The 24,515-nt window shown below is 44.8% G+C and carries 30 protein-coding genes and 5 tRNA genes; 12 read left to right on the plus strand and 23 right to left on the minus strand.

Annotated features, from left to right (window positions below; all coding sequences use genetic code 11):
• Positions 1 to 4: 4 nt before the first annotated feature.
• The 19 genes from rplL to hemB form a co-directional block, all read right to left on the minus strand.
• Entirely contained in the window at positions 5 to 382 is a 378-nt protein-coding gene (gene rplL / locus Q0218_RS03320) for a 50S ribosomal protein L7/L12 (RefSeq protein ID WP_295142746.1), read from the minus strand.
• Positions 383 to 393: 11 nt separating this feature from the next.
• Positions 394 to 876: a 50S ribosomal protein L10 gene (gene rplJ / locus Q0218_RS03325; protein WP_297966208.1), complete on the minus strand. Its 483-nt coding sequence runs from the start codon at positions 874 to 876 to the stop codon at positions 394 to 396.
• Positions 877 to 986: 110 nt separating this feature from the next.
• Entirely contained in the window at positions 987 to 1,691 is a 705-nt protein-coding gene (gene rplA, locus Q0218_RS03330; protein ID WP_295142751.1) for a 50S ribosomal protein L1, read from the minus strand.
• 123 nt (positions 1,692 to 1,814) lie between these two features.
• On the minus strand, positions 1,815 to 2,240 hold the full coding sequence (gene rplK, locus Q0218_RS03335; protein WP_295142754.1) for a 50S ribosomal protein L11: 426 nt from the start codon (positions 2,238 to 2,240) through the stop codon (positions 1,815 to 1,817).
• 10 nt (positions 2,241 to 2,250) lie between these two features.
• Positions 2,251 to 2,781 (minus strand): transcription termination/antitermination protein NusG, encoded by a 531-nt coding sequence (gene nusG, locus Q0218_RS03340; protein WP_295142756.1) that lies wholly within the window; start codon positions 2,779 to 2,781, stop codon positions 2,251 to 2,253.
• Between the two features lie 10 nt (positions 2,782 to 2,791).
• Positions 2,792 to 2,971 (minus strand): preprotein translocase subunit SecE, encoded by a 180-nt coding sequence (gene secE, locus Q0218_RS03345; protein ID WP_297966211.1) that lies wholly within the window; start codon positions 2,969 to 2,971, stop codon positions 2,792 to 2,794.
• A gap of 14 nt (positions 2,972 to 2,985) precedes the next feature.
• Positions 2,986 to 3,061: transfer RNA gene (locus tag Q0218_RS03350), tRNA-Trp, on the minus strand.
• A gap of 7 nt (positions 3,062 to 3,068) precedes the next feature.
• On the minus strand, positions 3,069 to 3,239 hold the full coding sequence (gene rpmG, locus Q0218_RS03355; RefSeq protein WP_034964152.1) for a 50S ribosomal protein L33: 171 nt from the start codon (positions 3,237 to 3,239) through the stop codon (positions 3,069 to 3,071).
• A 51-nt stretch (positions 3,240 to 3,290) separates the two neighbouring features.
• Complete coding sequence (tuf, locus tag Q0218_RS03360; protein WP_297966213.1) at positions 3,291 to 4,490, minus strand: elongation factor Tu; 1,200 nt, start codon at positions 4,488 to 4,490, stop codon at positions 3,291 to 3,293.
• Positions 4,491 to 4,549: 59 nt separating this feature from the next.
• A tRNA-Thr gene (locus Q0218_RS03365) sits at positions 4,550 to 4,624 on the minus strand.
• A gap of 137 nt (positions 4,625 to 4,761) precedes the next feature.
• Positions 4,762 to 4,838 (minus strand) — tRNA-Gly (locus Q0218_RS03370).
• An 8-nt stretch (positions 4,839 to 4,846) separates the two neighbouring features.
• Positions 4,847 to 4,931, minus strand: a tRNA-Tyr gene (locus tag Q0218_RS03375).
• A 59-nt stretch (positions 4,932 to 4,990) separates the two neighbouring features.
• A tRNA-Thr gene (locus Q0218_RS03380) sits at positions 4,991 to 5,066 on the minus strand.
• A gap of 118 nt (positions 5,067 to 5,184) precedes the next feature.
• The gene (locus Q0218_RS03385; RefSeq protein WP_297966215.1) at positions 5,185 to 5,610 is read right to left on the minus strand and encodes a hypothetical protein; all 426 of its coding nucleotides are present in this window, start codon (positions 5,608 to 5,610) and stop codon (positions 5,185 to 5,187) included.
• An 86-nt stretch (positions 5,611 to 5,696) separates the two neighbouring features.
• Positions 5,697 to 6,950 carry a (Fe-S)-binding protein gene (locus Q0218_RS03390; RefSeq protein WP_297966217.1) on the minus strand — a complete coding sequence of 418 codons (1,254 nt, stop codon included), beginning with the start codon at positions 6,948 to 6,950 and terminating at the stop codon, positions 5,697 to 5,699.
• Between the two features lie 9 nt (positions 6,951 to 6,959).
• Positions 6,960 to 8,321: an oxygen-independent coproporphyrinogen III oxidase gene (gene hemN / locus Q0218_RS03395; protein ID WP_297966219.1), complete on the minus strand. Its 1,362-nt coding sequence runs from the start codon at positions 8,319 to 8,321 to the stop codon at positions 6,960 to 6,962.
• Complete coding sequence (locus Q0218_RS03400; RefSeq protein WP_297966220.1) at positions 8,318 to 8,809, minus strand: DUF2603 domain-containing protein; 492 nt, start codon at positions 8,807 to 8,809, stop codon at positions 8,318 to 8,320. Before Q0218_RS03400 ends, hemN begins: the two co-directional genes overlap by 4 nt.
• Positions 8,810 to 8,822: 13 nt before the next feature.
• Positions 8,823 to 9,743, minus strand: coding sequence for an ornithine carbamoyltransferase (gene argF / locus Q0218_RS03405; protein ID WP_297966222.1), 921 nt, complete (start codon positions 9,741 to 9,743; stop codon positions 8,823 to 8,825).
• Between the two features lie 163 nt (positions 9,744 to 9,906).
• On the minus strand, positions 9,907 to 10,878 hold the full coding sequence (gene hemB, locus Q0218_RS03410) for a porphobilinogen synthase (RefSeq protein WP_297966224.1): 972 nt from the start codon (positions 10,876 to 10,878) through the stop codon (positions 9,907 to 9,909).
• Positions 10,879 to 10,939: 61 nt separating this feature from the next.
• Here hemB and ribA point away from each other — a divergent pair, with 61 nt between their 5' ends.
• From ribA to htpX, 6 genes are all read left to right on the plus strand, one after another.
• Positions 10,940 to 11,512, plus strand: coding sequence for a GTP cyclohydrolase II (ribA, locus tag Q0218_RS03415; RefSeq protein ID WP_297966226.1), 573 nt, complete (start codon positions 10,940 to 10,942; stop codon positions 11,510 to 11,512).
• Positions 11,502 to 12,059: a 16S rRNA (guanine(527)-N(7))-methyltransferase RsmG gene (gene rsmG, locus Q0218_RS03420; protein ID WP_297966228.1), complete on the plus strand. Its 558-nt coding sequence runs from the start codon at positions 11,502 to 11,504 to the stop codon at positions 12,057 to 12,059. Before ribA ends, rsmG begins: the two co-directional genes overlap by 11 nt.
• On the plus strand, positions 12,049 to 12,276 hold the full coding sequence (locus tag Q0218_RS03425) for a PP0621 family protein (protein ID WP_297966230.1): 228 nt from the start codon (positions 12,049 to 12,051) through the stop codon (positions 12,274 to 12,276). The genes rsmG and Q0218_RS03425 overlap by 11 nt, the downstream gene beginning before the upstream one ends.
• 3 nt (positions 12,277 to 12,279) lie before the next feature.
• Complete coding sequence (locus Q0218_RS03430; protein WP_297966232.1) at positions 12,280 to 12,657, plus strand: hypothetical protein; 378 nt, start codon at positions 12,280 to 12,282, stop codon at positions 12,655 to 12,657.
• A 139-nt stretch (positions 12,658 to 12,796) separates the two neighbouring features.
• Positions 12,797 to 12,991 carry a hypothetical protein gene (locus Q0218_RS03435; protein ID WP_297966234.1) on the plus strand — a complete coding sequence of 65 codons (195 nt, stop codon included), beginning with the start codon at positions 12,797 to 12,799 and terminating at the stop codon, positions 12,989 to 12,991.
• Positions 12,992 to 13,015: 24 nt separating this feature from the next.
• On the plus strand, positions 13,016 to 13,849 hold the full coding sequence (htpX, locus tag Q0218_RS03440; RefSeq protein ID WP_297966236.1) for a zinc metalloprotease HtpX: 834 nt from the start codon (positions 13,016 to 13,018) through the stop codon (positions 13,847 to 13,849).
• Positions 13,850 to 14,526: 677 nt separating this feature from the next.
• On the opposite strand, the gene Q0218_RS03445 is transcribed toward htpX, so the two are convergent.
• Positions 14,527 to 14,862, minus strand: a complete 336-nt coding sequence (locus Q0218_RS03445; RefSeq protein WP_297966237.1) for a hypothetical protein — start codon at positions 14,860 to 14,862, stop codon at positions 14,527 to 14,529.
• A gap of 520 nt (positions 14,863 to 15,382) precedes the next feature.
• Between Q0218_RS03445 and Q0218_RS03450 the strand changes: the two genes are divergently transcribed.
• Positions 15,383 to 16,219 carry a TIGR01777 family oxidoreductase gene (locus tag Q0218_RS03450; protein WP_297966239.1) on the plus strand — a complete coding sequence of 279 codons (837 nt, stop codon included), beginning with the start codon at positions 15,383 to 15,385 and terminating at the stop codon, positions 16,217 to 16,219.
• Between the two features lie 404 nt (positions 16,220 to 16,623).
• Here Q0218_RS03450 and Q0218_RS03455 read toward each other — a convergent pair whose 3' ends face one another.
• Genes Q0218_RS03455 through Q0218_RS03465 form a run of 3 tightly spaced genes read right to left on the minus strand, consistent with a single transcriptional unit; the run spans position 16,624 to position 18,799 of the window.
• Complete coding sequence (locus Q0218_RS03455; RefSeq protein ID WP_297966241.1) at positions 16,624 to 17,625, minus strand: alanine racemase; 1,002 nt, start codon at positions 17,623 to 17,625, stop codon at positions 16,624 to 16,626.
• Positions 17,618 to 17,860 (minus strand): CmeU family protein, encoded by a 243-nt coding sequence (gene cmeU, locus Q0218_RS03460; protein WP_297966242.1) that lies wholly within the window; start codon positions 17,858 to 17,860, stop codon positions 17,618 to 17,620. The genes Q0218_RS03455 and cmeU overlap by 8 nt, the downstream gene beginning before the upstream one ends.
• Positions 17,861 to 18,799, minus strand: coding sequence for a L,D-transpeptidase family protein (locus tag Q0218_RS03465; RefSeq protein ID WP_297966244.1), 939 nt, complete (start codon positions 18,797 to 18,799; stop codon positions 17,861 to 17,863).
• Between the two features lie 138 nt (positions 18,800 to 18,937).
• Here Q0218_RS03465 and Q0218_RS03470 point away from each other — a divergent pair, with 138 nt between their 5' ends.
• The 5 genes from Q0218_RS03470 to nosZ all read left to right on the plus strand — a co-directional run bounded on the left by Q0218_RS03470 (position 18,938) and on the right by nosZ (position 24,445).
• Positions 18,938 to 19,384, plus strand: coding sequence for a copper chaperone PCu(A)C (locus Q0218_RS03470; RefSeq protein WP_297966246.1), 447 nt, complete (start codon positions 18,938 to 18,940; stop codon positions 19,382 to 19,384).
• 9 nt (positions 19,385 to 19,393) lie between these two features.
• A complete protein-coding gene (locus tag Q0218_RS03475) occupies positions 19,394 to 19,855 on the plus strand; it encodes a hypothetical protein (RefSeq protein WP_297966248.1) in 462 nt (153 codons plus the stop codon).
• 28 nt (positions 19,856 to 19,883) lie between these two features.
• On the plus strand, positions 19,884 to 20,465 hold the full coding sequence (locus Q0218_RS03480) for an SCO family protein (protein ID WP_297966250.1): 582 nt from the start codon (positions 19,884 to 19,886) through the stop codon (positions 20,463 to 20,465).
• Positions 20,466 to 20,609: 144 nt separating this feature from the next.
• Entirely contained in the window at positions 20,610 to 21,827 is a 1,218-nt protein-coding gene (locus Q0218_RS03485) for a hypothetical protein (protein ID WP_297966252.1), read from the plus strand.
• Between the two features lie 23 nt (positions 21,828 to 21,850).
• Positions 21,851 to 24,445, plus strand: a complete 2,595-nt coding sequence (gene nosZ / locus Q0218_RS03490; protein ID WP_297966254.1) for a Sec-dependent nitrous-oxide reductase — start codon at positions 21,851 to 21,853, stop codon at positions 24,443 to 24,445.
• The last annotated feature ends 70 nt before the right edge of the window (positions 24,446 to 24,515 follow it).

The following is a 24,515-nucleotide window of genomic DNA, read 5'->3' on the forward strand; positions in this document are numbered from 1 at the left end:
AAAATTATTTAAGTTCGACTTTAGCGCCGGCTTCCTCAAGCTCTTTTTTAGCTGCTTCAGCCTCATCCTTGCTAATGCCTTCTTTAATAACGGAAGGAGTTTGCTCGACTGCATCTTTAGCCTCTTTAAGACCAAGGCCGGTAAGAGCGCGAACGACTTTAATAACGTTGATTTTCTTGTCGCCGCCGTCAACTAGAACAACGTTAAATTCTGTTTTCTCCTCAGCTGCGTCTGCTGCGCCGCCTGCTGCTGCGCCACCTGCTACCATTACCGGAGCAGCGCTTACGCCGAATTTCTCTTCAAATTCTTTTACTAATTCGCTTAGCTCTAATACTGAAAGATTAGAGATAAATTCTAATACGTCCTCTTTAGTAATTGCCATTTCTTATCCTTTTATGCTGATTTTTCTTTTTTCTCTTTAAGCGCATTTAGTCCAATAGTGAAATTTTGGATAGGCGCATTCCAAACTTGCAAAAGCATCGCAAGCAACTCATCACGGCTAGGCATCTTAGATAGAGCCTTGACTTTCTCGACGCTTGCAACTTCGCCATCAATATGAGCGGTCTTAATTTTGAATAGTTCGCTATTTGTTTCTTCAAATTTAGCCGCAACTTTAGTAGCTGAAAGCTGATCGCCCCAGATAAAGATATTAGTATCTTTCAAAACCATACCGGATTTTCCGATATTATTAAGAGCAATATTTGCAAGAGTATTTTTTACGATTTGAACTTTTACGTTTAAAACCCTAGCCGCATCTCTCAAGGCCTCTAGCTTTTTAGTGCTAAGACCGCGATAATCGCAAACTATAATCGCTTCATTTTCTTTAAATTCAGCTTCAAGTTTACTGATTATTTCAGATTTTTCATTTCTCGTCATCTAGTTTTTCTCCTTTCCGACTAGTGATTTCAAGCAGAGCGGCATAAAAGCGCGATTAAGCAAAAGCCTCTGCTATCTCCAATCTAAGATAAAAATTTATTAGCTAAAAATTAGCGTAGATCCATAAGCTCTTGAGTCTCGAGTAGAACAGAAGGGCTCATAGTTAACGATAAAGCAGCACTCTTAATGTATCTACCTTTTGCTGCTGCAGGTTTTTGTCTATTTACCGCTTTAATAAGGGTTGAAATGTTATCGTTTAGTTGCTCTTTTGAAAAGCTAACTTTACCGAGACCGGCATGTATATTTCCTTGCTTATCTACACGGAAATTAACTTGACCGCTTTTTGCGTTATTGACCGCTTGAGCTACATCCATAGTAACAGTGCCTGTTTTTGGATTTGGCATAAGACCTTTTGGTCCCAAAATTCGTCCTACTTTACCGACTAGTCCCATTAAATTTGGAGTAGCAATAAGAACATCAAAATTCATAATTCCTTTTTGGATATCTTCGACAAGTTCATCGCTACCGACTATATCGGCGCCGGCAGCTTTTGCTTCGTCAGCTTTTGCATCTTTTGCTATAACAGCTACGCGAACAGTTTTGCCGGTTCCTGCAGGAAGTACAACCGAGCCTCTAACCATTTGATCTGCGTGTCTTGGGTCAACATTAAGTTTCAAAGCAATTTCAACGGTTTCGTCAAATTTTGCGCTTTTTAATTGTTTTATAGTATCAATAGCCTCAGCTAAAGAATAATTTTTAGTAGCATCAACTTTTTCAAGCAGCTTACTAAATCTTTTTGTAGTTTTTTTTGACATTGATTTCTCCGCATTTATAATTTTTATGCTTCCACATTGCTAAGTTTAAAATACACGCGCTAAATTAGGTATTAACGCGTGCCATAAATTTAACTTCAACAAAACCCTTATGTGGTAAAAGGATTAATCTACTACCGTAATACCTATTGAACGAGCTGAACCAGCAATAATTTTAGCTGCTTGCTCCCTATCTTTAGTATTTAAATCGGCAATTTTTTTCTCAACAATTTCGAGCACCTGAGCTTTTGTAAGCTTAGCCACTTTATTTTTTAACGGATTATCCGAACCTTTTTCTATGCCTGCAGCTTTTTTGATAAGATCCGTTGCAGGTGGCTGTTTTGTGATAAAAGTAAAACTTTTGTCTGCATATACTGTAATAACGACCGGTACTCTAAATCCGGCCATATCCTTAGTTCTTTCATTAAAAGCTTTGCAAAATTCCATAATATTCACACCCTGCTGACCAAGAGCCGGACCTACCGGAGGACTCGGATTTGCTTTTGCAGCAGCAATATGTAATTTAATTTCGCCTACAACCTTTTTAGCCATAAACTTCTCCTTATACTATCTTCTCAACTTGTGAATACAAAATTTCAACTGGAGTACTTCTACCAAATATTGAAACATTCAACTTTAACTTGCCGTGTATCATATCGTACTCTTCTACTATTCCGGTAAAATTTGCGAAAGGTCCCTCGGTAATACGAACATTTTCACCATTATCAAAGAAAATCTTTGGCTTAGGAGCAGCACGTTTTTGAACCTTTTCCAGAATTAAATTAATGTCTTTTTCGCTCAAAGGCGTAGGCTTTTTAGCCTCACCTATAAATCTACCTACTTTAGGAAGAGATTGTATCTTATGCCAAAGAGCAGTATCTAAATCAAGATACGCAAAAGCATATCCAGGATAAAGACTTCTCTCATTTATTTTTTTCTTACCATTTTTTATTTCTATTACGTCTTCAGTAGGAACTATAATTTCTTTTAGTTGTTCTTCAATGTGATTATCTCTAACCAAATTTTCAATAGCTCTTTTTACGCTCATTTCGCTACCGGCATAAGTTTGAATTGCATACCATTTATGTGCCATACATTCAACCTTAAATAAGCTTTGAAACAGAAAAAGACATAATGACGTCAACAAGAGCTAAAAAAAGTGAGACAATAGCTACTACAGCAAAAACCGTTATAAAAGCATTCCTGATTTGCTCTTTGAGTGGAAAAATTACCTTTTCAATCTCCGCACAAGAAAGCTTAATATAGCTTATTATTTTTTCCATTTTTAACCTTTTGATGGCAGGGCAAGAGGGATTCGAACCCCCAACCATTGGATTTGGAATCCAGCGCTCTACCGTTGGAGCTATTGCCCTAAAAGCCTTAGCTCTTTAATTTTACTTCTTTATGAATGGTATGTTTTTTTAGTCTTGGACAATATTTTTTTAGTTCCAATTTTTCAGTTGTTGTTTTACTGTTTTTTACCGTAGTATAATTTATATCACCTGATTCAGAACATTTAAGACCAACTTTTATTCTGTTACCTTTTGCCATAAATTCCCTTCAAAAAAGCGGAGAAAAACTCCGCCAAAATATAAAATTAAATTATGCTAGAATCTTAGAAACAACGCCTGAGCCGACTGTTCTACCGCCTTCACGAATCGCGAAGCGAGTTCCCTCTTCAAGAGCAACTGGCGCAATAAGCTCAACAGTTATCTTTAGGTTGTCACCAGGCATAACCATTTCTGTTCCTTCTGGAAGAGTGATAGAACCTGTAACGTCAGTCGTTCTTACATAGAACTGCGGTCTATAGTTGTTAAAGAATGGGGTATGACGTCCGCCTTCTTCTTTTGTTAAAATATAAACTTCGCCCTCAAATTTAGTGTGAGGAGTAATTGATTTAGGTTTGCAAAGAACCATACCGCGCTCAACATCTTCTTTTTTTGTACCTCTTAGAAGAACGCCTACGTTGTCGCCTGCTTCACCTTGATCCATCTCTTTTCTAAACATCTCGACGCCGGTAACTGTAGTAGTTTGAGTTGGTCTAATACCTACGATTTCGATGGTATCGCCTACTTTTACCACACCTTTTTCAATTCTACCGGTAACAACCGTACCGCGACCGGAAATAGAGAAAACGTCCTCGATAGGCATCAAGAAATCTTTATCTGTTGCGCGTACTGGAGTTGGAATATACTCATCAACTCTAGCCATAAGCTCAAGAACCTTTGCAGACCATTCGCCGTCTGTTCCAGCCTTAGCCTCATTAAGAGCTTGTAGAGCCGAGCCTGCTACGATTGGAGTATCGTCACCAGGGAAGTCGTACTCGTTTAGAAGCTCACGAATTTCCATCTCGACTAGCTCAAGAAGCTCCGTGTCGTCAACCATATCAGCCTTATTCATAAATACAACGATATAAGGAACGCCTACTTGACGAGATAGTAGAATATGCTCTCTGGTTTGAGGCATCGGACCGTCAGCAGCAGAAACAACTAGGATAGCGCCGTCCATTTGAGCCGCACCTGTAATCATATTTTTAACATAGTCGGCGTGGCCTGGGCAGTCAACGTGTGCATAGTGGCGATTTTCAGTCTCGTACTCAATATGAGAAGTAGCAATGGTAATGCCGCGCTCTTTTTCTTCAGGAGCGTTATCGATATTATCATAGTCTTTTAGCTCTGCAAGACCTTTTCTTGAAAGAACAGCGGAAATCGCAGCTGTCAATGTTGTTTTACCATGGTCAACGTGACCGATAGTACCAATGTTTACGTGTGGCTTGTTACGTGAAAATTTTTCTTTTGCCATCTCTTCCTCCGTAATGATTTGTTTTTAATTCAAATTTATGTCTAATTTCTCTAAAACCATGGAGCTCATAGCGGGACTTGAACCCGCGACCTCTTCCTTACCAAGGAAGTGCTCTACCTCTGAGCCATATGAGCGTAATATCGCTTGGCATAAGAGATAATATAAAAACATAAACAACTAAAAGGAAATTAAAAATAGAGCTACAGCAAATGTATAAAAATTTATAGAGACTTTTATCATTTTACAGCTCCCAGCTTCATTTCCAAAATTCTGGAGCGGGAAACGGGGCTCGAACCCGCGACCCTCAGCTTGGAAGGCTGATGCTCTAGCCAACTGAGCTACTCCCGCATATAGCATGGTGGTGAGACGTGGATTCGAACCACGGAAGACATAGTCAGCAGATTTACAGTCTGCCCTCGTTGGCCACTTGAGTATCTCACCCTAATTAATTTTAAATTATAAATGCTTAATGGTATTTCTGGTCAAACACTGTTATGAAATGGAGCTGGTGAACGGACTTGAACCGCCGACCCACTGCTTACAAGGCAGTAGCTCTACCAACTGAGCTACACCAGCATCCTGATTTGTGAAAGTTGGATTATAGCCCAATTTCTTCTCAAAGTCAAGACTTTTGCAAAAAATAGTCGTGTTTTACATTTTTTTTATAAAAACATGCCTTTGGTTCGTAATTTTTTTAGCCCATAGGCTCTGGAGCTTCTTTAAATTTTAAATCTTTTCTAAGTTTTGAACGTGGTTTCGTAGGCGGCCTTTCCTCGCTTGATTTTTGCTCTACGATACCGGTTTGAACCTCGTCTTCCTTAGCGACTAGCGCATAAGCCTCTTTAAATCCGGCCGCCTTAATCTTTTGCGTCAGAACCTTAATATCGTTTTTATTCATAGCCCGCGTTTTGACCGCTATAGAGCGGTACCTGCCGAATCTACCGCTAACTACGGCTTTTACGCCGTCTATCTTAGCGACTTTACGCTCTATATCGGCTCGCTCGCGTTCTATGGATTCTTGCGTTACGTCGTCGCCGAATGCGCTTACGAAGATATTATATTCGCTATTTGCGAGTAAAACGCTGCAAAGCAATAAAAAAACAACGACGATTTTTTTCATGCTTCTCCTTTTTGCTTGCAGCAAATTTAACTGTTTTGGATTATATACGACAATGAATAAAATTGCGATAAATTTGACCGAGCGCCCTACCCCAGCGCTTTTGCGATTAGCTCGATGGGGTTTTCGCATTTCACGTCTGAGCCGTCTATATGCAGCGCATTTGAAATTTGCATTTTACAGGCGCTACACTCCGCGCTTACGATCTTTGCGCCCGTTTTTTTTATCATCTCCGATTTTCTTTGTCCGGCCGCGCGGCTTAGGTGATATTTTTCAGCCTGCATCGTCACTCCGCCAAAACCGCAGCACTCGTTTGGATCGCTCATCTCGGTTATTTCGTAGTTTTGAGCGAGCAGTTTGCGAGGCTCTTTAAAGACGCCTTGCATTTTTCTAGCGTGACAAGGGTCGTGATAGGTTACGGAGGCTAAATTTTTGCCCTTTTTTACCAAAATTTCAGCCAAATTCGTAAATTTTTCAAAATACTCCGTCGCTAAAAATATCTTCTTGCTCACTGCTTTTGCGCGCTCTCGCCACTGCTCGTCCGCGTGAAAAAAATGCTCGTAGTCGATCTTTATCATCGCCGAACAGGTCGCCTCGGGCACGATGATAGCGTCAAGTGCGTCCAGCATTTTTTCGAAATACTCGATATTTCGCTTTGCCAAAACCTCGACCGTCGCAAAATCCCCCGTGAAATACGCCGGCGCGCCGCAACAGGCCTGCTTTTTCATCAAATTTAAATTTAGCCCAAGCTCGCGCGCTATCTTAACCAAAGCCTCGCCGATGCCCGTATATGCATAGTTTCCCATACAGCCGATAAAAACTCCGATAGTTTTAGCTCCGCCGTTATCGATAAACTCGGCGTGCGAGTTTAAAAAGCTCTTTTTGCTAGCAGTGGGCAAAAGCCGCTCTTTTTTCACCATCGGCAGGCTAAACCTCGGGCTCATTGCGCCTTCGCGGATCTTAAACGCGCAGCTTTGAAACACATATCCCAGCCTCGCGCAAACATCCATCACCGCGCGGTGGCGCAGTAGCCAAAAAAACGCTTTTTTGTACCACGCGATGCCGAATTTTTCCGCGATATCGCGTCGGACGTTTTCTATCGCCGTATCCACGCGCAAGGAGTTTGGACAGACCTCGACGCAGCTCGTGCATAAAAAGCAGCTCTCAAAGATACTTTTCGCGTTTTTATCAAGCTTTAGCTCGCCGCGCTCGTAAGCACCTACTAGGTCTAAAAAACCGCGCGGAGAGGTCGTTTCGTCGGAGTTTATCTTGTGGATCGTGCAGACCTGGATACATTTGCCGCATTTTACGCATTTATCTGAAATTTCGCTAAATTTAAACATGTCCGCCCATCAAACCGTTTTTGAAAATCGGCGTAAATTTTCAGGTATTTTTTTCAAATACGCGTCAAAACACATCGCGATATTTCGTATGATCAGCGTGCCTGTCTCGTTTACGCTGATTTTTTCTGGCGTTACGGTTACAAATTCGCTCAAATTTTCAAGCTCGACCAAATCATCCTTAAAATACTCGAAAAATTTGATGTCAAATTTAGCCTCGACCGCCTTGATATCAAGCGCAAAGTTGCTCATCAGGCTCATTATAACTGCTTTTCTGATTAGATCGTCTTCGTTTAGATAAATGCCCTTGCAGTACGGCAAAACACCGCTATCTAGGGCCTTTTCGTATTCGTCCATGTCCTTGAAATTTTGCGCGTAGTATCTTTGCCCCTCGCCGATACTAGTTAGCCCGATGCCGATTAGATCGGCTCCGCCCTTGGTCGTGTAGCCTTGGAAGTTGCGATGAAGCGTGCCGTTAGCAAGCGCGCCGAAAAGCTCGTCGCCAGGCTTTGCAAAGTGATCCATGCCGATCATTTTGTAGCCGTTTTTGATAAAAAACTCGGCCGTGTATTTTAAAATTTCAAGCTTGGTTTTGGGGCTAGGCAGCGTAGCTTCGTCAAATTTACGCATAGATTTTTTTATCCACGGCACGTGCGCGTAGTTAAACACCGCTAGGCGGTCGGGAGACAGCGTCAGGGCCTTATCCAGCGTCGCTTTAAAGCTTTCAATCGTCTGATACGGCAGGCCGTAGATCAGGTCCATATTTATCGAGTTTATGCCTTTAGCGCGCGCCATATCCACGGCGTTTTTGGTGATCTCGTAGGGCTGGATGCGGTGGATCTCCTTTTGCACGCGCTCGTCAAAGTCCTGCACTCCGTAGCTAACGCGGTTAAAGCCGTGAGAGACGAGCACGTCAAGCTGCTCGCGAGTTAAAAATCTTGGGTCGATTTCGCAGCTGATTTCAGCCTCTGGCGAGAAATTTTTAAATTTAGCCTTTATCATTTTTATGATTTCATCAAGCTGATCCGCGCCGTAAAACGTCGGGGTGCCGCCGCCAAAGTGCATTTGTAGCACCGGCGCGCTCGCGTCGAGGTTCGCCGCTAGTAGATCGAGCTCTTTTTGCAGATACTGCATATAGCGCGTTTTGCGGTCCTCTTTGCTCGTATAAATCACGTTGCAACCGCAAAAATAACAGGCGCTGCGGCAAAACGGCAGGTGCAAATAAAGCGAAAGCGGGCGCGAGACGTCGCGGTTTTTTAGCTCGGCTAGATAGTCCTCGTAGCTAAATTTATCGCTAAACTCGGGCGCGGTCGGATAACTCGTATAGCGCGGTCCCGGGCGCGAATACTTCACGTAAGCGTCAAAATCTATCATAGCGTTTTATTCCTCGCGTTTTTCATTATATTCTGCATATCGACGAATAAATTTGGATACTGCTTTTTGATATCCTTTACCAGTTTTTCCAAATTTACGTCAATGCTTTTTTTCTTTTTGCTTTTTGCGGCGATCTTGCGTATCTCGTCCATCGCCACGACCCAAACGTCTGCAAAATCTATCGGCACGTTTTGCCAGATCGTCTTTTCAAGCCTTAGCTCGAAATTTTCCTTTTGGACGTTGCGGTAGGCTTCGATGAGCTGCGAGAGCGATTTTAACGAAACCATCGTGTGCAAATTTTGATTTTCGTCAATACCGAACCACGGCTCCACCCCGTCCCACGAGCCGCTTTTTAGGCTGAGGCTCATTTGACTCGGATCGCTTGTCGGCACGATCTCAAATATCGTTTTCTCGCCTTCTTTTATCCCAAGCTCGCCCGAAATTTCGTCGATTTTTTCGTATGTTTTTTGTAGATTTTTTTCTTTCATTTACTTCCTTAACTTACCCGTTTCGCTGCCTATCAAGCCACACCATCACGCCTTTTTGCGCGTGCAGCCTATTTTCGGCTTCAGCAAAAATCTCATCCGCATGCGCTTCAAACACTGCCTCGCTCACCTCGTATCCGCGGTAGGCCGGCAAGCAGTGCAAAAATATCGCGCCGGGCGTGGCTAATTCCATCAAATTTTCATCCACGCAAAATCCGGCAAAATCCCTCAGGCGTTTTTCTTTTTCCGCCTCTTGCCCCATCGAGACCCAGGTGTCGGTAGTGACGACGTCGGCGCCCGAGACGGCTTCTTTTACGTCATGAGTTAGATAAATTTTAGCTCCCGAGATTTGCGCGTTTTTCATCGCTAAATTTAAGATTTCGCCGTTTGGCTCGTAGCCCGCGGGCATTGCGATTCTTAGCTCTAAACCTAGCTTGCTAGCTAGCATCAGCCACGAGTGGGCCATGTTGTTGCCGTCGCCGACGTAGGCTACGCATTTGCCCGCATCAAATTCCAGCATCGTGAGGTAGTCCGCCATCAGCTGCACTGGGTGAAATTTGTCGCTAAGGCCGTTTATCACGGGCACGCGGCTAAATTTAGCAAATTCTTCTAGCGTCTCGTGGCGATTTACGCGAGCCATGACGAGATCGCACATTCGCGAGATCACGCGCGCGGTGTCTTTTATCGGTTCGCCGCGCCCGATCTGGATATCGCTCGAGCTAAGAAATAGCGCGTGTCCGCCAAGCTCGTTCATCCCCACGTCAAAGCTTACGCGCGTTCTAGTCGAGCTTTTCTCAAATATCATCGCCAGTTTTTGATCTTTGAGATACGGCTTGAAATCTCGCGCCTTTGCCTCTTTTTTTATCTTGCGCGCCAAATTTATCATTTCTAAAATTTCATCTTTACCGAAGTCGTTTAGCGTCAAAAAATGTCGCATTTTGCCCCCCTTATTCCCAAATTTGCCCACAAATTTTTCAAGGCGAAGTATTTTTGAGATGATTTTGAGAGTTGTGCAGAAGTTTTAAGTCAAGGCTAGACAAGTAGTCTGCCGCAGACTTAAAATTTCAAATCTCTCTCAAAAGCACTCAAAAGACAAGCCGCTATTTTCTTAGTAAAGCGGCGGCTTCTTTGGCATGATAGCTTATTATCAAATCCGCCCCTGCCCTCTTAAACCCAACTAGCGTCTCCATCATCACGCGCTCGTAATCGATGACGCCCGCTTTTGCCGCAGCTTTTAGTAGAGCGTATTCGCCGCTCACGTTGTACGCGCAGATCGGCAGCCTCGTAGCCTCGCGCAGATCGCGGATGATATCTAGATACGCAAGAGCGGGCTTTACCATCAAGATATCGGCCCCCTGCGCCTCGTCCTCCAGGCTCTCGCTCACGGCTTCTAGGCGGTTTGCGGGATCCATTTGGTAGCTCTTTCTATCGCCAAAGCTCGGTGCGCTTTCCGCGACGTCGCGAAACGGCCCATAGTACGCCGAAGCAAATTTGGTCGAATACGCCATAATCGGCAAATTTTCATATCCGTTCGCATCCAGCGCCCCGCGCAAGGTAGCGATGATGCCGTCCATCATACCGCTTGGAGCGATCATATCGGCACCGTTTCTAGCATGGATCAGCGCTTGTTTAGCGGAAATTTCCAGCGTCGCGTCGTTATCGACGGTCTGGTGGACGTGATCTAGGATACCGCAGTGGCCGTGATCGGTGTATTCGCAAAAGCAAAGATCCGTGATCACGACTAGATCTGCAAATTTATCCTTTATCGCTCGCAGCGCGGTCGCTATGATGCCATCATCGCTCAGAGCGTCGCTGCCTACGCTATCTTTTAGGCTAGGGATTCCAAATAAAATAACCGCTTTTATGCCCAAATTTCGCACGATTTCGCACTCTTTTAAAATTTCGTCCAAACTCATCTGAAAGACGCCCGGCATCGAGCTTATCTCTTTTTTTATACCTTTGCCCTCGACGATAAAAAGCGGATAGATAAAATCGCTTGCCGAAACGCTAGTTTCGCGCACCATCTCCCTGAACGCGGGATTTATCCTGAGCCTTCTAAAACGTTTAAACATAATTTTCCTTTTACTTCGCTACAATTTACGCTTAGTGTAACATAATAGGAGTTAAAATTTTATGAATATCGAGCTTTCAAATACGGCAAATTTACCCTCTCGTTTCGGGATATTTGAGATAAAGGCATTTAAGGAGGGTGAGAAGGAACATTTAGCGATTTATAAAAAACCTTTCGGCGAGATCGTAAACGTCCGCATCCACTCTGAGTGCCTAACGGGCGATGCGATCGGTAGCCTAAAATGCGACTGCCGCGACCAGCTGGAAGCCAGCCTAAAATACATCGAAGAGCACGGCGGCATGGTGATCTATCTGCGCCAAGAGGGGCGAAATATCGGTCTGCTAAACAAAGTAAACGCCTACCATCTGCAAGATGAGGGCCTTGACACCATCGAGGCAAATCACCAGCTAGGTTTTAAGGCCGACGAGCGCACATACGAGATAGTGGATTTTATCTTAAAGCACTTCGGTATCGAAAAGATAAATTTACTAACCAATAACCCGAAAAAACTGTCGGGGCTAAAATGCGTGCAGATCGTCTCTCGCGTACCGATCGTCATACACGCGAACAAATTTAACGAAAACTACCTGCGCGTGAAAAAAGAGCAGATGGGGCATATGCTAGATGAAAATTGACCTGCCGAGGGATTTTGACGCGCAAACGGCGAAATTTAGCGAGATTTTGGCTAAATTTAACCGCGTACACAGCCTAACTAACTACAAAAATTTAAACGAGCAGATCGCTGACAGCATAGCTCCGCTTGAAATTTTCCCGCAGATTTTGGACGCCGAAACGGCGATTGATGTCGGCAGCGGAGCTGGCTTTCCCGCGATATTTCTTGCCATGATTTTAAGGGAGTGCCAGTGGCATCTCTTTGAACCTAGTCCGAAAAAATCGGCGTTTCTAAGCTACGTCAAGGCTGAGCTAAATTTAACCAACGTCCGTGTAAAATCTTGCAAGATCGAGGACGGCGAGTCCTTTACGGCGCAGCTAATCACGAGCCGCGCGCTGATGAAAACGAAAGATTTACTTGGGATTTGCGACGGGTTTTTCGGCGCGCAAACTCAAATTTTACTCTACAAAGGAAGCAGTGTGCAAAGCGAGCTAGACGGGCTCAATGCTCAAATTTACGGGCGCGGCAACCGAAATTACGTACTTATAAAGGGCGGCGATGTTATTTAAAATTTTGGCTTTTTTTGCGGTTTTAATCGCGATTTATTTGATATTTTTTAAAACCCGCGTCAAAAGAGGCGTAAAAGGCGGCGCAAAAAAAGAGGACAAAGATGCCGAAAATTTCGTCGAATGCAAAAAGTGCGGCACCTTCATAGAGGCTAGAGACGCCGTAATAAGCGGCGGCGGATATGTTTGCCGCGACTGCATGCAAAGCAAAAAGGAGTAGAAAATGCAATTAATCGGCCACGAGCTAGTGCCGTATGAGCCGCTGTTTTGGCGCGAGAATGCCCAGCAGATCGAAGCGGACAAGCAAAATTTATTTAAATTTGACGCAGCCTCGATAAAGCGCGCGCAGGAGCTTGGCGCCCAGTTTAGCGTCGAAGCTGAAAATCTAAACGAGATCATCGTCGCAAATGCAGCCGGAGCAAAATTTATCATCGTGCCCCGCGAGCTTGCCGGTAAAGCGGCAAAACTGGCGCAAGATTATCTGTTTGACGCTCAAATTTGCGTCATTATAGAGAGCCAAAACGAGCTAGCCGCGCTTAGCGAGACGGGAGCGGACGCCGCGATATTTAAAACCGCCGTAATAGGCAAGGATAAACGGTGATAAAATTTCCGCCGCTATATCTAAAATTTTTAGAGGATCTCGGCGACGAAGAGTGCATAGACGTTTTTAACGAAATGGGCGCAGGTGTGTATCTATACACGGGCGTGCAGCTCTAGCCGAGCAAAACGAAACGTACGAAGTGGCGCTTTACGAGCCAAATTTTTATATGATAGGTCAAGACGGCGACCTTGGATTTTTTATAAAGTTAAACTCGGACGATGCGATTTATTTTAACGATCTAGGCGCGCTAGGCTCGGCTCCGATGCGCATAGCGGAGCGAGATATTTTTGCCCTCATAAAAAAGATAAAAGACGGCGGCGAGATATTTTTGTAAAATTTTTACGAGTAAAGGAAACAAATGGAACTTTTTAAAACCGCATTTTTGATGACCGTGCTGATGCTGCTTTTCGTAGCCGTGGGCGGCGCCATAGGCGGCACTAGCGGCATGCTGGTGGCATTTTTGATTGCGCTTGGGATGAATTTCTTTTCGTATTTTTTCTCGGACACCCTCGTGCTAAAGCACTACCAAGCCGTGCCCGTGGACGAGGCGCACGCGACGGGACTTTATCAGATCGTACGCGAGCTTTGCGCGAAGGCAAATTTGCCGATGCCAAAGATCTACATCATCCCAGAATCCGTACCAAACGCCTTCGCCACGGGTCGCAACCCGAGCCACGCCGCGGTAGCCGTGACTGAGGGACTGCTAAATATACTAAACAAAGACGAGATCGAGGGTGTACTGGCTCACGAGCTAAGCCACGTGCGCCACTATGACATCCTAACGGGCTCTATCGCGGCTGTGTTTGCGGGCGCGATCGCGATACTGGCGAATTTCGCGCAGTTTGGCGCGGCGAATCGTCAAGGCAAGCAAAATCCGCTAATGTTAATCGCCCTAGCCGTCATCATGCCGCTAGCCGCCACGATCATACGCATGGCGATCTCGCGGGCGCGGGAGTTTGAGGCCGACAGGGGCGCTGCGATGATAACTGGTAAACCCCAGCACCTAGCCGGCGCACTACGAAAGCTCGAGGACTACGCGCGCGGACGCGTGATGGCAAACGCCGACGAACAAAGCGCACATATGTTTATCATCAATCCTTTTAGCGGCGTAAAAAGCGCGCTGGGCTCGCTATTTCGCACGCACCCGAGCACGAATGAGCGCATCGCGCGGCTAAATCAGATGAAATTTTGAGTCGGGTAAAATTTGGCTTTGGTTGCGGTGAAATTTGAATAAAATTTGTGATTTTGTGTTGATGAAATTTTAGAATACGATTTAAATGTTAAATTTAACGCTCTCGCGAAGTTGATTAAATTTAACTAAGATTAATTGTCCCATCATAAACATCTGCTTCACAAATCTTGCTCATTCCAAAGGGTGAGCTGACACTTCTTCTGCTTTGTAGTCGTGGGGCATTGTTGAACGTCCCATTGAGGAAAACGCGACCAGCGTTTGAGTAAGCAACGCGAAGTAGAAAATTCTCACTTACTCCAAAGGGCAAGCTGGCGCAAACAGTATTTCAAGAAATCTTTTTGCTTCGCAAAATGAGCATAGCGACCCGAAGGGGCATTTCTAAGGGAAGCAAAGCGACCGAGTAAAAAACTACCGAGCCCTTGCGGGCTTCCCTAATTTTTTTTACTTCAACTTTGTCTTGCAACTGCAAACAAAGGGGCACGAACGATAGCGAAGTGTCTTGAAAAGCTACGAAGCAAAAAATCGGCGGTGATAAGCTTGCTAGCAAGGTTTTTACAGGGATGCTATTTCCCTGCTTTGAAAACTAAAAATTAATGAAATATTTTAACAGAGCCAAATTTAACTACGCTAAATTTTAAGAATTAGCACTTTATTAAAATAAAGCCATAAATTGCAACTTATTGAAAGCTAAAAGTCCAGCCTCCATTCTTTTCTGTCGTTATCTCAACTTCTAAAATTTTCCTACACCCAAAAATATCCATTTGAAATTCTTGTGCATATTTCATGTCGATATTTAAATTTTCCCTCTTACCATCCGCACAATTTCCCCTATTTACAACAATGTCTTTTAGCTTGACGCCATCTTGCAAAGCCGTAATATACAACCGCAAATATCGCGTGTTATCAAACTCTCCATAACGAATCATTTGCTCAACTTCAACACTAAAAGGCGCTTTATCCTCAGCATATCCAAAACAAACAAAAGCCAAAAGCACCAAAAACACCTTTTTCATATCAAAATCCTTTAAAAAAATGTTTGATATTTTATTTTTTTTCTTTAAAATTTTGGCTTAATTCTATGATAACTAATGGAAAATTTAAAATTTTTAAAAGGATGAGATTTTATTAAATTTAAGCAATAATTTACCGTTTTTCTTTCGTTCTTATCACCAAAACACCGCGCATATTTTGCCTATTGTCTTCATATCATAAATTTGCTTACTAAATTTCACAAACGGCGTTTTAGCTGATAAATTTAAAATGCCTTACAAGGCACAAAAGCCAAATATCACAAATCCAAAAATTTTTAAGCAAGTCTGCCATTTACACTCACGCCATAGCGGTAAATTTAAAGTAAGCACGAGCAGATAAGAGACTGCAAGCACTTGTAAATAAAATTATCTGCCAAGCAAAGCATTTAAATTTATGAAGTAAAATTTGCCTATCCGTGCCACGCAAATTTGCTCTCAAAGCTAGCAAATTTATAAACGACTCACGGATAAGTTTTAAACATTATAAAAACAAAGGCAAAATATGAATATCGCGATAAACGGCACGAGCGGATTTATCGGCGGCGAGCTTTGCAGATTTTTTAGAGCCGAAGGTCACGAGGTCGTAGCTATACCGAGAGCCGCCTACGCAGACAAAGACGCACTCAAAGACCTCATCGGCGGCTGCGATGCGGTTATAAATTTAGCCGGCGCTTCTATCGCCGCAAGGTGGAGCGAGGCCTACAAAAAGCACCTTCGCGCAAGCAGGATAGATACGACGCGAGCACTGGCTTGCGCTATAAACGAGCTAGAAAATCCGCCATTTTTCATCAGCGCTTCGGCTGTGGGCATCTACAAAAACGGCCTTGGCCACGACGAGAGCTCGGTCAAATTTGACCGCGGATTTTTGGGCGAGCTAGCATGCGAGTGGGAGAGCGAGGCCGCCAAAGCGCGGACGCAAACGGCGATATTTCGCCTAGGCGTGGTGCTAGGTCGAGGCGGCGCGCTAGCTAAGATGCTGCCCGTATTTAGGCTAGGTCTTGGCGGAAAGCTCGGTAGCGGCGAGCAGGCGTTTTGCTGGATTCACATCGCTGATTTACTAGAGGCGTTTAAATTTACCTTGCAAAACCGTCAAAGCGGCGTTTTTAATCTCGTTTCGCCAAGCCCTAGTACAAACGGCGAATTTACTCAAATTTTAGGCGAGGTTTTAGGGCGACCGACGTTTTTTAAAGTGCCTAAATTTGTGCTAAATTTGATGCTAGGCGAGGGATCAAGCGTACTGCTTGAAGGAGCAAAAGTCTATCCGCAAGCCTTGATAAAAAGCGGATTTGGCTTTAAATTTAACGATCTAAAAACCGCGCTTGGGGATATTTTGAAGTAAATTTAAATAATTAGCCAAATGCTCCACTTCGGTTTTTGCAAAATGCGGCTCGCGCCAACACAGCGTAAATTTGACGCCGCTACGAAAATTTAGCCGCGGCTAGAATTTCCTCCGGTTTTACCACAAATCCGAATTAAAAACGCAGGCATAGAGACATAAGGACAAATACGGTAACTCTTAAAATATAAAATGCTTTACTTGCTAATATGGCGGGCTACAAATCGGCAAGCAAAATTTAACGAACTTGACGCTTAGGCAAAATTCGGCGTAAATTTGAATAAGACGACAAATTTACGCTTTTAAAAATTGCAAACTAAGCTCATAAATTTGGAAAGCTAACTTTTGCCACTAGTTATGCGCGCAGAGCTTACCGCCTGCACGCTCAAGCGAACTTGCGAGGAGTTTTACTCAAACCGCCTTGAGATATTGGGCGAAAGTTTCGTCAAAATATCATAACTGATCGTGCCGAAAAAATCCGCCCAAACGCTAGCATCGTCAAATACGCAAATTTTATCGCCCGCGTCTTCGCAGCAAAAGCTATCCATCGACATTTTACCGAGCAACCGCCGTCCGCAGGCAGTCTTTAGCTCGCCATCGCCCGCGTATCGTAGCAATCCGTCTCCGTAGCCTAGGTCGTAAACGGCGATTTGCATATCCTCGTTTGCGCAAAATTTAGCGCCGTAGCCCGCGCATTGTCCTTTTTTTAGCACTCTGCCGCTAACCTTATGCGCCCAGAGCGACGCCACACGCTTTAGCCCTAAGCTCTCGTCAAACTGTGCGTAGCCGTAGGCTGCGATGCCCACGCGCACGCACTCGTCCGCTAGCTCGCCGAAGCGCTCGGTCGCAGCGGAGTTGTGCGAGTGAAAGACCAAACCCTCGCCGCAAATTTCGCGCACTACGGCTTTTGCCGCGGAGAAATTTCGCCTCTGCACGAAATAATCGCTACTAAGCTCTTCAGCGCTTCTAAAATGCGTAAATGCTCCGCAAATTTGCAGTCCGTGCGCCAAAGCCGCCTCGCACGCCGCACGCACTTCGCCCACCGCGACGCCGTTTCGGTGCATGAGCGTATCGACGGCGATATGAACGCGCGCGCCTTTTTTAAATTTAGCAATCAGCGAAATGTCGTTTACCGCATAGATAAATCGCTCGCTCTCGCCGCCGTGCGGAATGTGCGAAAGGATGAGAATATGCTCGAAAAAGGGCTCTAGCTCGCGTGCCTCGGCTTCGTTTTTGACCGCGCAAAATTTGATGCCGTAGCTTGCCGCCTCGCGCCCCACAAGCGCCGCTCCGTGCCCGTAGGCATTGTCTTTTAGCACCAAGATCACGCGATCTTTGCCGCCGGCTTTGGCGCAAATTTTAGTTAGATTATGGATGTAGGCGGATCTGTTTAAAACGAGCTCAGACATTGAAATTTACGCCAAACGCCTCGTAAACGTTAGGAAGCAGCTTTCTGATATTATAATCATAAGCGTAAAATTTGGCGTAAAGCGCCTTTAGATCGGCCTCTTTGACCGCAGTAAAGTCAAACACGTCCGTGCCCGCAACCTTTGGCACTTGGCGGTCTAGCTCGGCGAAAAACTCGCTCCTAGCCTTTAAAATTTCCTCGATTTGATTTTTTACTATTTCTTTTTTTTCTTGCATTTACTTCTCCGTTAAGATTTTAAATTTATCTTTATCTAGCCGCACGTAGAGCTCTTTTTTTCCTTTAAATTCGTGACTGGGCGCGGCATAATCCTCGTCAAAAACTACTCTAAAAAGATTTTGCCCTTTAGTGTTCGGGTACGGCGTCACGCTAAAATTTGAAGCTTTTATGCTCTTTTTTTCGTTTAGCGCGAAAATTCTCTTTTTATTTTCGGCAAATTTAGCCCTCGTTAGCGCATTTTTGCCGTCTATTTTTACAAATTCGTCCGCATAAAAGCCCAGGTAAATTTTAGTTTCGTTATCTCGCCACGCCTGCAGCCACTCGTGCAGATGCGCCAGTACGCGCGCTATGTCGTCTTTGCTGGCGTCTACCTTCTGGTTTTCGCTGATTATCACGACGCCCTTGCTGCCGATCAGTCGGCCGAATTTCATCAGCGCATCGTTGTTAAACGCCACACAACCGCGCGTTTTTACTTCGTCCTCGCGCTTGCCTTTCATCGGCAGTCCGTGTATCCAGATGCCTCCGCCGGTTTTTTGTGCGGCCTTATCGTGGGCGTTTGGGTACGATAGCGACATCGCAAGCGGCCCGTAAAAGTGATCGGGCGGCGTAAATTTATCCGTGACGTCGTAAACCCCGACCGGCGTTTTTAGGTCGCCTTCTTTAAATTTATCTCCGCTTTTGCCCGTTATCACGCTTTGCGAAAAAATTTGCTCCAGCGCACCGCCTGCATACTCGAAGCTTTGTAGGGTTTTTTGCGCTTTATTTATGACGATGATTTTGGTTTTAGCCTCGTAGTAGCCGTACCTGACATCGGCTGCGTCTAGCTTTTCCAGCCAGTATTTAGCATCCCTCGAATTTGCGTCCGCTAGAACCTTGGCGGCTAAAATTTGAGAGGATAAAATAGAAAAAATGAAAAATACAATCAAATTTTTAAACAAAATTTCAATCCGTGTTTCAAAATGAGCTTGGATTATATTATTAATTGGCTTAAATTTTAAAAAAATAAAATTTTAAGCTACAAAGGGATATGATAAATCACACCAAAAGTGAAATAAATTCTCAAAAAAGGAAAGAAAATGAAGAAATTAGTTGCATTTGCCATTGCATTGTCAGCATCTTTTTGCTTTGCTGATTACGTTCTTATCAGTGCGGATAACGCATACGCCAAAGCCACTCCGCCAAACGTCAAAAACAGCGCAGTCTTTATGGATATCACAAACAATATGCCAAAAGCCGTAAGACTAATAAGCGCAAGCACGGATGCCTCTCAAAGCGCCGAACTTCACACGCATAAGCATGAAAACGGGATGATGAAAATGGTACAAATAGATAGTATAGAGGTACCGGCTGAGGGGTCGGTGAGCCTAAAACCAGGCGGCCTTCATATAATGCTAATGGACGTAAAAAAGCCAATGAAAGCGGGCGATAAAGTAAATTTAACTCTTAAATTTAGCGACGGCAGAATAGTTGAAGTGATCGACATACCGGTTAAAAATTTAGAAACTTCCGGACATGCGCATTAAAATTTTATAATGAAAAAATTTCTCATCGTTTTGGTTGCGCTAGTCGGGGTTTTTGCGACCTCGGCGTATCTGTTTTTTAAACCGCAAGCGCAAGAGGACTTTTTAAGCGCAGAGGACGTGGGGGCAAATTTAACTCCGCTTCCCTGCGATATGAACACAGAGCACTCCTGCGGCGTGGAGTTTCGCGGCAAGACGGTTAAATTTAGCCTCTCGCCAAAGCCCGTTTACACGATGCAGCCCACGATCGTGCGCATCGAGGGCTTAGAAGGGTTTAAAAACCCGAGCCTCGAGATCCACGGCGTAAACATGGATATGGGCGTAATAAAGGCCGAAGTCGAAAAGCGCGATAACGCCTACGTCTCAAACGTCGTGCTAAGCGCATGCCTGATAAACATCATGAGGTACCGTTTCGAGGTGCTGGAAAACGGCAAAAGAAGCGGGCTTTATATAGACTTCGACTTGCATCAATAGACGCAAAATTTACTTAAAAGGGCGGATGATGAAAAAGCTTATTATCGCAGTTATACTGATTTTAACGGTTCTTGGCGCAGGTTATCTCGCACTCTACTCAAACAAATACGCCCCTAACGACCAAAGCGCAAACGTCGCCGAGGGTCAAAAAAATTATGATTTTACCGGCAAGGGCGCAAACGGTGCAGTGAGCCTAAAGAGCTTTGAGGGTAAAAATAAGATTATTTACTTTGGCTACACCTCGTGTCCCGACGTCTGCCCCGCGACTTTAGGTATCTTAAGCGGCGTGTTAAACGAGCTTAAAAGAGACGATATCGTCGTGATTTTCGTCACTCTCGACCCGGAGCGCGACGAGCCAAAAAACGTGGACGAATACGCAAAATACTTTTATCCGAACTCATACGGCGTAGTGGTAAACGACCTACCGGGGGTTGCTAAAAACTACGGCGTAAAATACCAAAAAGTCCTACTGGAAAAATCTGCCATGGAGTACTCCGTCGCGCACAGCTCCTCGCTATACGTACTAGACAAAAACGGCAAATTCGTAACCGAAATATCAAATTTAACACCGCAAAATATCAAAAAAACGTTGGAAAATTTAGAAAAATAACGGCTCGCGATTTTACAAATCCCGTGTTACGTTATAACGCAAATTCATTTTTATATATCAAATTATTACGAAAGTTGATTTAAGTCAATATTTTTTTAAGCTCGCCCGCTGTATAGTTTCATTAAATTTCGAAGAAGGAACGATTTGAACCCACGCACGCTAGCGAGCGTTTTTTATCTACTATTTTTAATCTCGGCAAGCTACGGTTTTGAGCCTAGCACCGACGTAAAAAGCTATGCCTTTAGCGAACTTAACGGCGGAAAAATAGCCCTATACGACGCGGCAAACGAGCTAAAAATCATCGATGCGGCAAATCTGCGACCAAGTGCGCAGACAACCTTGGCCGCAGACGAGATAACCTCGCTTGCTTTTGGCGCGGGCGAGCTATATGCCGGGCTTTCTAGTGGAATAATCGTTAAATTTAGCAAGGATTTAAACTCCAGGGAAGTAGCGCTTGACGTCTCAAGTCTCGGTCTTGACACGCGCATAACGCATCTAAGCATATCAGGCGGTAAATTTTACGCCGTGGCGGGAGAAAATATCTTCCTCGTCTACGATCCGTCCGCCAAAAAGCTCTCCGTCGCGTGCCTTAGCGGCGTATACCGCGTAGCAACCTGCGAAATCATAAACGGCGCCGCCGTAATAACCGGCTGGGATAGGTCGGTTTTTAGGTTAAATTTGACCTCGATGGAGGTAAAAAATCATGGCAAACTAAATGCGGTAGCCTTAAGCGCGGCGCAGGCGGGCCAAGATATGCTTTTAGGGCTAGCTAGCGGAGAGATAGCGAGCGTAAAATTTAAAGCCGAGGAAAATTTAGCCCCTAGCGAGAGTATAGACCCAAAAACGGCGCAAACAAGCACGGTAAATTCGCTAAACAAAAAGCCGTTAAGCGCAGCTAAAGACAAAGCCGCTCAAGGAAGCTCTAAAGCAAATGCGGCGGATAAGACGGACGTAAATTTAAGCCAAAACGCGGTTTTGCCGCAAGCATACGGCGATAAATTTGGGGCAAATTTAGCAGATAAAACCGCAAAAAACGAAGCGGACGTAAATTTGTCGCGCAAAAAAACGAGCGTAAATTTTTTAGATACGAAACCATCGGCAAATACAAATACGCGCGAGATCGCCCCAAAAAGCCTAAATGCAAAAATTTATAAAATCTCGAATCTACGGATAAAAAGCCTGCTATCCGTGCGGAATAAAATTTATATCGGCCTTGATAATGGCGAGGTTTGGCGCGCAAGCGCAAATTTTACGGATATAGAAAAGCTCGGGAAAAATTCGGATGCGATAATAAGCGTTTTTAATAATAATGAGGATATAATAACCGTAAGCATAAACGGCGAAATTAAAATTTATAAATAAAATCTTAAGAAAGGAGATTTTTAATGAACAAAATTTTTAGTTCAGGCATCGTTGCGGCGGCGTGTATGGCGTTTGCAGTTAGCAGCGCGTGCGCGGCAGATAGCGACTTGCAAGCTATCATGAAAGCGCGCGGGCTAACGGAAAAAGACGTCCTAGCGGCTGCTAAAACGTATCAGCCAAGCGGCAAGAAGGACGATTATATCGTCTTTTCCTCGGGAGGCCAAAGCGGACAGGTGATGGTTTACGGCGTACCTTCGATGAGGATTTACAAATTTATCGGCGTCTTTACGCCCGAGCCTTGGCAGGGGTACGGCTTTGACGAGGAGTCTAAGGCCATCCTAAAAAGCGGCGCGATTAGGGGCAAGGAGCTTTCGTGGGGCGATACTCACCACCCTGCTCTAACCGAAAAAAACGGCGAATACGTCGGCGATTATCTTTTCATCAACGACAAAGCCAATCCTCGCATTGCGGTTATAAATTTGCACGATTTTGAAACTACGCAAATCGTCGTTAATCCAATCGTAAAAAGCGAACACGGCGGCAGCTTCATCACTCCAAATAGCGAATACGTCATCGAAGCGGCGCAGTACGCGGCTCCGCTAGATAACGGCTACCACTCTATAGACGAGTACGAAAGCGCGTACCGCGGCGCGGTAACGTTTTGGAAATTCGACTATCCAAAAGGCAGGATAGACGAGAAAGCTTCCTTCTCGCTTGAGCTTCCTCCGTATTGGCAAGATCTAAGCGACGCAGGTAAAGGCGAGAGCTTCGGCTGGGCGTTTTCTAACTCCATAAACTCAGAGATGTACACCGGAGGTATCGAAAAAGGCTTGCCTCCGTTTGAAGCGGGCGCAAGCAGAAACGATACTGACTATTTGCACGTTTATAACTGGCAAATTTTAGAAAAACTAGCTCAGGATAAGAAAAACTACAGAGAGATAAACGGCCACAGAGTAGTTACCATAGACGCTGCAGTTAAAGCCGGCGCGCTATTTTTGATCCCAGAGCCAAAGAGCCCGCACGGCGTAGACGTTAGCCCGGACGGCCGATATATCGTTATCGGCGGTAAGCTAGATACGCACGCTACGGTTTTTGACTTTAGAAAGATCAAAAATTTAATCGACAAAAAAGAATTTGCCGGCACCGACTCTTACGGCATACCGATTCTTGATTTGCAAAAGACCCTACACGGACAAGTAGAACTCGGCCTTGGACCTTTACACACGGCATTTGACGCGCAAGACGGCGTACTTTATACCTCGCTTTACGTCGATAGCCAGATCGTAAAATGGGACTATAAAAATTTAAAAGTCCTAGATAGGATCAACGTCCACTACAACATCGGACACCTAGACGCGATGGAGGGAAAATCGGCCAAACCTAAGGGCAAATACGTAATCGCTCTTGATAAGCTATCAATCGACCGCTTTAACCCAGTAGGTCCTCTTCACCCGCAAAACCACCAGCTAATCGACACTACGGGCGCTAAGATGGAGCTTTTATACGATATGCCTATACCTCTTGGCGAGCCTCACGACGTTATATCTATCGAGGCTAGCAAGCTAAAACCGGCTACCACCTACGCCATGGGAACAAACTCTCGCACGGGCAAAGAAAGTCCGTTTGTAACTCTTGCCGGACAAGAAAGAGTCGAGCGCAACGGCAAAAACGTAACCGTATACGCTACGATGATCAGAAGCCACATCAATCCTGAGCACATCGAGGTAAATAAAGGCGACAACGTAACCATCCACCTAACAAACCTAGAGCGCGCACAGGACGAGACTCACGGCTTTACGGTCGATCTTTACAACATCCACGCCTCTTTAGAGCCGGGTAAAACCGCAACCGTAAATTTCGTAGCGGACGAAGAGGGCGTATTCCCTTACTACTGCACCGAATTTTGCTCTGCATTGCACCTTGAGATGATGGGCTATTTGCTAGTTAAAGATCCGAACAAAAAATACGAATCGGCAAAAGCAAATAGGCTAAAAACCCTAAGCCCAGAAGCTCTAAAAGCCGAATACGATAAAGTAATCGCTACGAATAAAGCTACCGACGAAGTTATCCAAAGCGTAGTGGCTTACCTAAAAGAAAAGCATTACGAAAAATATCCTAAGGTAAAAGAGCTAGTCACCGACGCGCTGGATCAATACGGCAAAATCCCCGAGGCTAAAGCAAAAGCCGACGAAGCCTATAAAAAAGGCGACGTAAACGGCGCGATACTTTGGGAGTACCAAGTATGGCAGTATATGGTTAAAACCGCGGACGTCGGCCTAAGAGCCAAAAACAACCTCGCTAAAGAGATCGCTACGCCTATGAGTCCGGCTGCTGCTAAAGGCGAAGCCGCATATCTAAAAGGCGGCTGCAACGCTTGCCACGTCATCGGTCAGGTTAGCTCGGGCCCAGATCTAACGGGCGTTCTTTTACGCCACGAAAATGGCGAGAAATGGGTATTTGACTTTGTCAAAGATCCGTCTAAATTTTACGGCGACGAGTATATCAAGTCTATGATCGATTACTTTAACCTAAGAATGCCTAATCAGCACATGAGCGATCAAGAGATCAAAGATATCATCGAATACCTAAAATGGATCGACGAAAACGCGGGAATGTAGTCTAAATTTGAGCTTAGCGGCTCAAATTTAACTGCTAAATTTAAGGCTCGGAGCGCGTAATCCGAGCCTT

The sequence above is a fragment of the uncultured Campylobacter sp. genome, from assembly GCF_938039245.1.
In the GTDB taxonomy this organism is placed as follows: Bacteria; Campylobacterota; Campylobacteria; order Campylobacterales; family Campylobacteraceae; genus Campylobacter_A.

Bases quoted from the DNA above. Each gene is read 5' to 3' on its own strand.
- rsmG (WP_297966228.1), top strand. From the start codon at position 11,502: ATGAAAATTGACCTGCCGAGGGATTTTGACGCGCAAACGGCGAAATTT.
- htpX (WP_297966236.1), top strand. From the start codon at position 13,016: ATGGAACTTTTTAAAACCGCATTTTTGATGACCGTGCTGATGCTGCTT.
- Q0218_RS03480 (WP_297966250.1), top strand. From the start codon at position 19,884: ATGAAAAAGCTTATTATCGCAGTTATACTGATTTTAACGGTTCTTGGC.
- cmeU (WP_297966242.1), bottom strand. From the start codon at position 17,860: ATGCAAGAAAAAAAAGAAATAGTAAAAAATCAAATCGAGGAAATTTTA.
- tuf (WP_297966213.1), bottom strand. From the start codon at position 4,490: ATGGCAAAAGAAAAATTTTCACGTAACAAGCCACACGTAAACATTGGT.
- secE (WP_297966211.1), bottom strand. From the start codon at position 2,971: ATGGAAAAAATAATAAGCTATATTAAGCTTTCTTGTGCGGAGATTGAA.
- rplK (WP_295142754.1), bottom strand. From the start codon at position 2,240: ATGGCTAAAAAGGTTGTAGGCGAAATTAAATTACATATTGCTGCTGCA.
- Q0218_RS03450 (WP_297966239.1), top strand. From the start codon at position 15,383: ATGAATATCGCGATAAACGGCACGAGCGGATTTATCGGCGGCGAGCTT.
- Q0218_RS03430 (WP_297966232.1), top strand. From the start codon at position 12,280: ATGCAATTAATCGGCCACGAGCTAGTGCCGTATGAGCCGCTGTTTTGG.
- ribA (WP_297966226.1), top strand. From the start codon at position 10,940: ATGAATATCGAGCTTTCAAATACGGCAAATTTACCCTCTCGTTTCGGG.
- rplA (WP_295142751.1), bottom strand. From the start codon at position 1,691: ATGTCAAAAAAAACTACAAAAAGATTTAGTAAGCTGCTTGAAAAAGTT.
- nusG (WP_295142756.1), bottom strand. From the start codon at position 2,781: ATGGCACATAAATGGTATGCAATTCAAACTTATGCCGGTAGCGAAATG.
- rplL (WP_295142746.1), bottom strand. From the start codon at position 382: ATGGCAATTACTAAAGAGGACGTATTAGAATTTATCTCTAATCTTTCA.
- hemN (WP_297966219.1), bottom strand. From the start codon at position 8,321: ATGATAGATTTTGACGCTTACGTGAAGTATTCGCGCCCGGGACCGCGC.
- Q0218_RS03470 (WP_297966246.1), top strand. From the start codon at position 18,938: ATGAAGAAATTAGTTGCATTTGCCATTGCATTGTCAGCATCTTTTTGC.
- Q0218_RS03445 (WP_297966237.1), bottom strand. From the start codon at position 14,862: ATGAAAAAGGTGTTTTTGGTGCTTTTGGCTTTTGTTTGTTTTGGATAT.
- Q0218_RS03475 (WP_297966248.1), top strand. From the start codon at position 19,394: ATGAAAAAATTTCTCATCGTTTTGGTTGCGCTAGTCGGGGTTTTTGCG.
- Q0218_RS03385 (WP_297966215.1), bottom strand. From the start codon at position 5,610: ATGAAAAAAATCGTCGTTGTTTTTTTATTGCTTTGCAGCGTTTTACTC.
- rpmG (WP_034964152.1), bottom strand. From the start codon at position 3,239: ATGGCAAAAGGTAACAGAATAAAAGTTGGTCTTAAATGTTCTGAATCA.
- Q0218_RS03455 (WP_297966241.1), bottom strand. From the start codon at position 17,625: ATGTCTGAGCTCGTTTTAAACAGATCCGCCTACATCCATAATCTAACT.
- Q0218_RS03400 (WP_297966220.1), bottom strand. From the start codon at position 8,809: ATGAAAGAAAAAAATCTACAAAAAACATACGAAAAAATCGACGAAATT.
- Q0218_RS03390 (WP_297966217.1), bottom strand. From the start codon at position 6,950: ATGTTTAAATTTAGCGAAATTTCAGATAAATGCGTAAAATGCGGCAAA.
- hemB (WP_297966224.1), bottom strand. From the start codon at position 10,878: ATGTTTAAACGTTTTAGAAGGCTCAGGATAAATCCCGCGTTCAGGGAG.
- rplJ (WP_297966208.1), bottom strand. From the start codon at position 876: ATGACGAGAAATGAAAAATCTGAAATAATCAGTAAACTTGAAGCTGAA.
- argF (WP_297966222.1), bottom strand. From the start codon at position 9,743: ATGCGACATTTTTTGACGCTAAACGACTTCGGTAAAGATGAAATTTTA.
- nosZ (WP_297966254.1), top strand. From the start codon at position 21,851: ATGAACAAAATTTTTAGTTCAGGCATCGTTGCGGCGGCGTGTATGGCG.
- Q0218_RS03425 (WP_297966230.1), top strand. From the start codon at position 12,049: ATGTTATTTAAAATTTTGGCTTTTTTTGCGGTTTTAATCGCGATTTAT.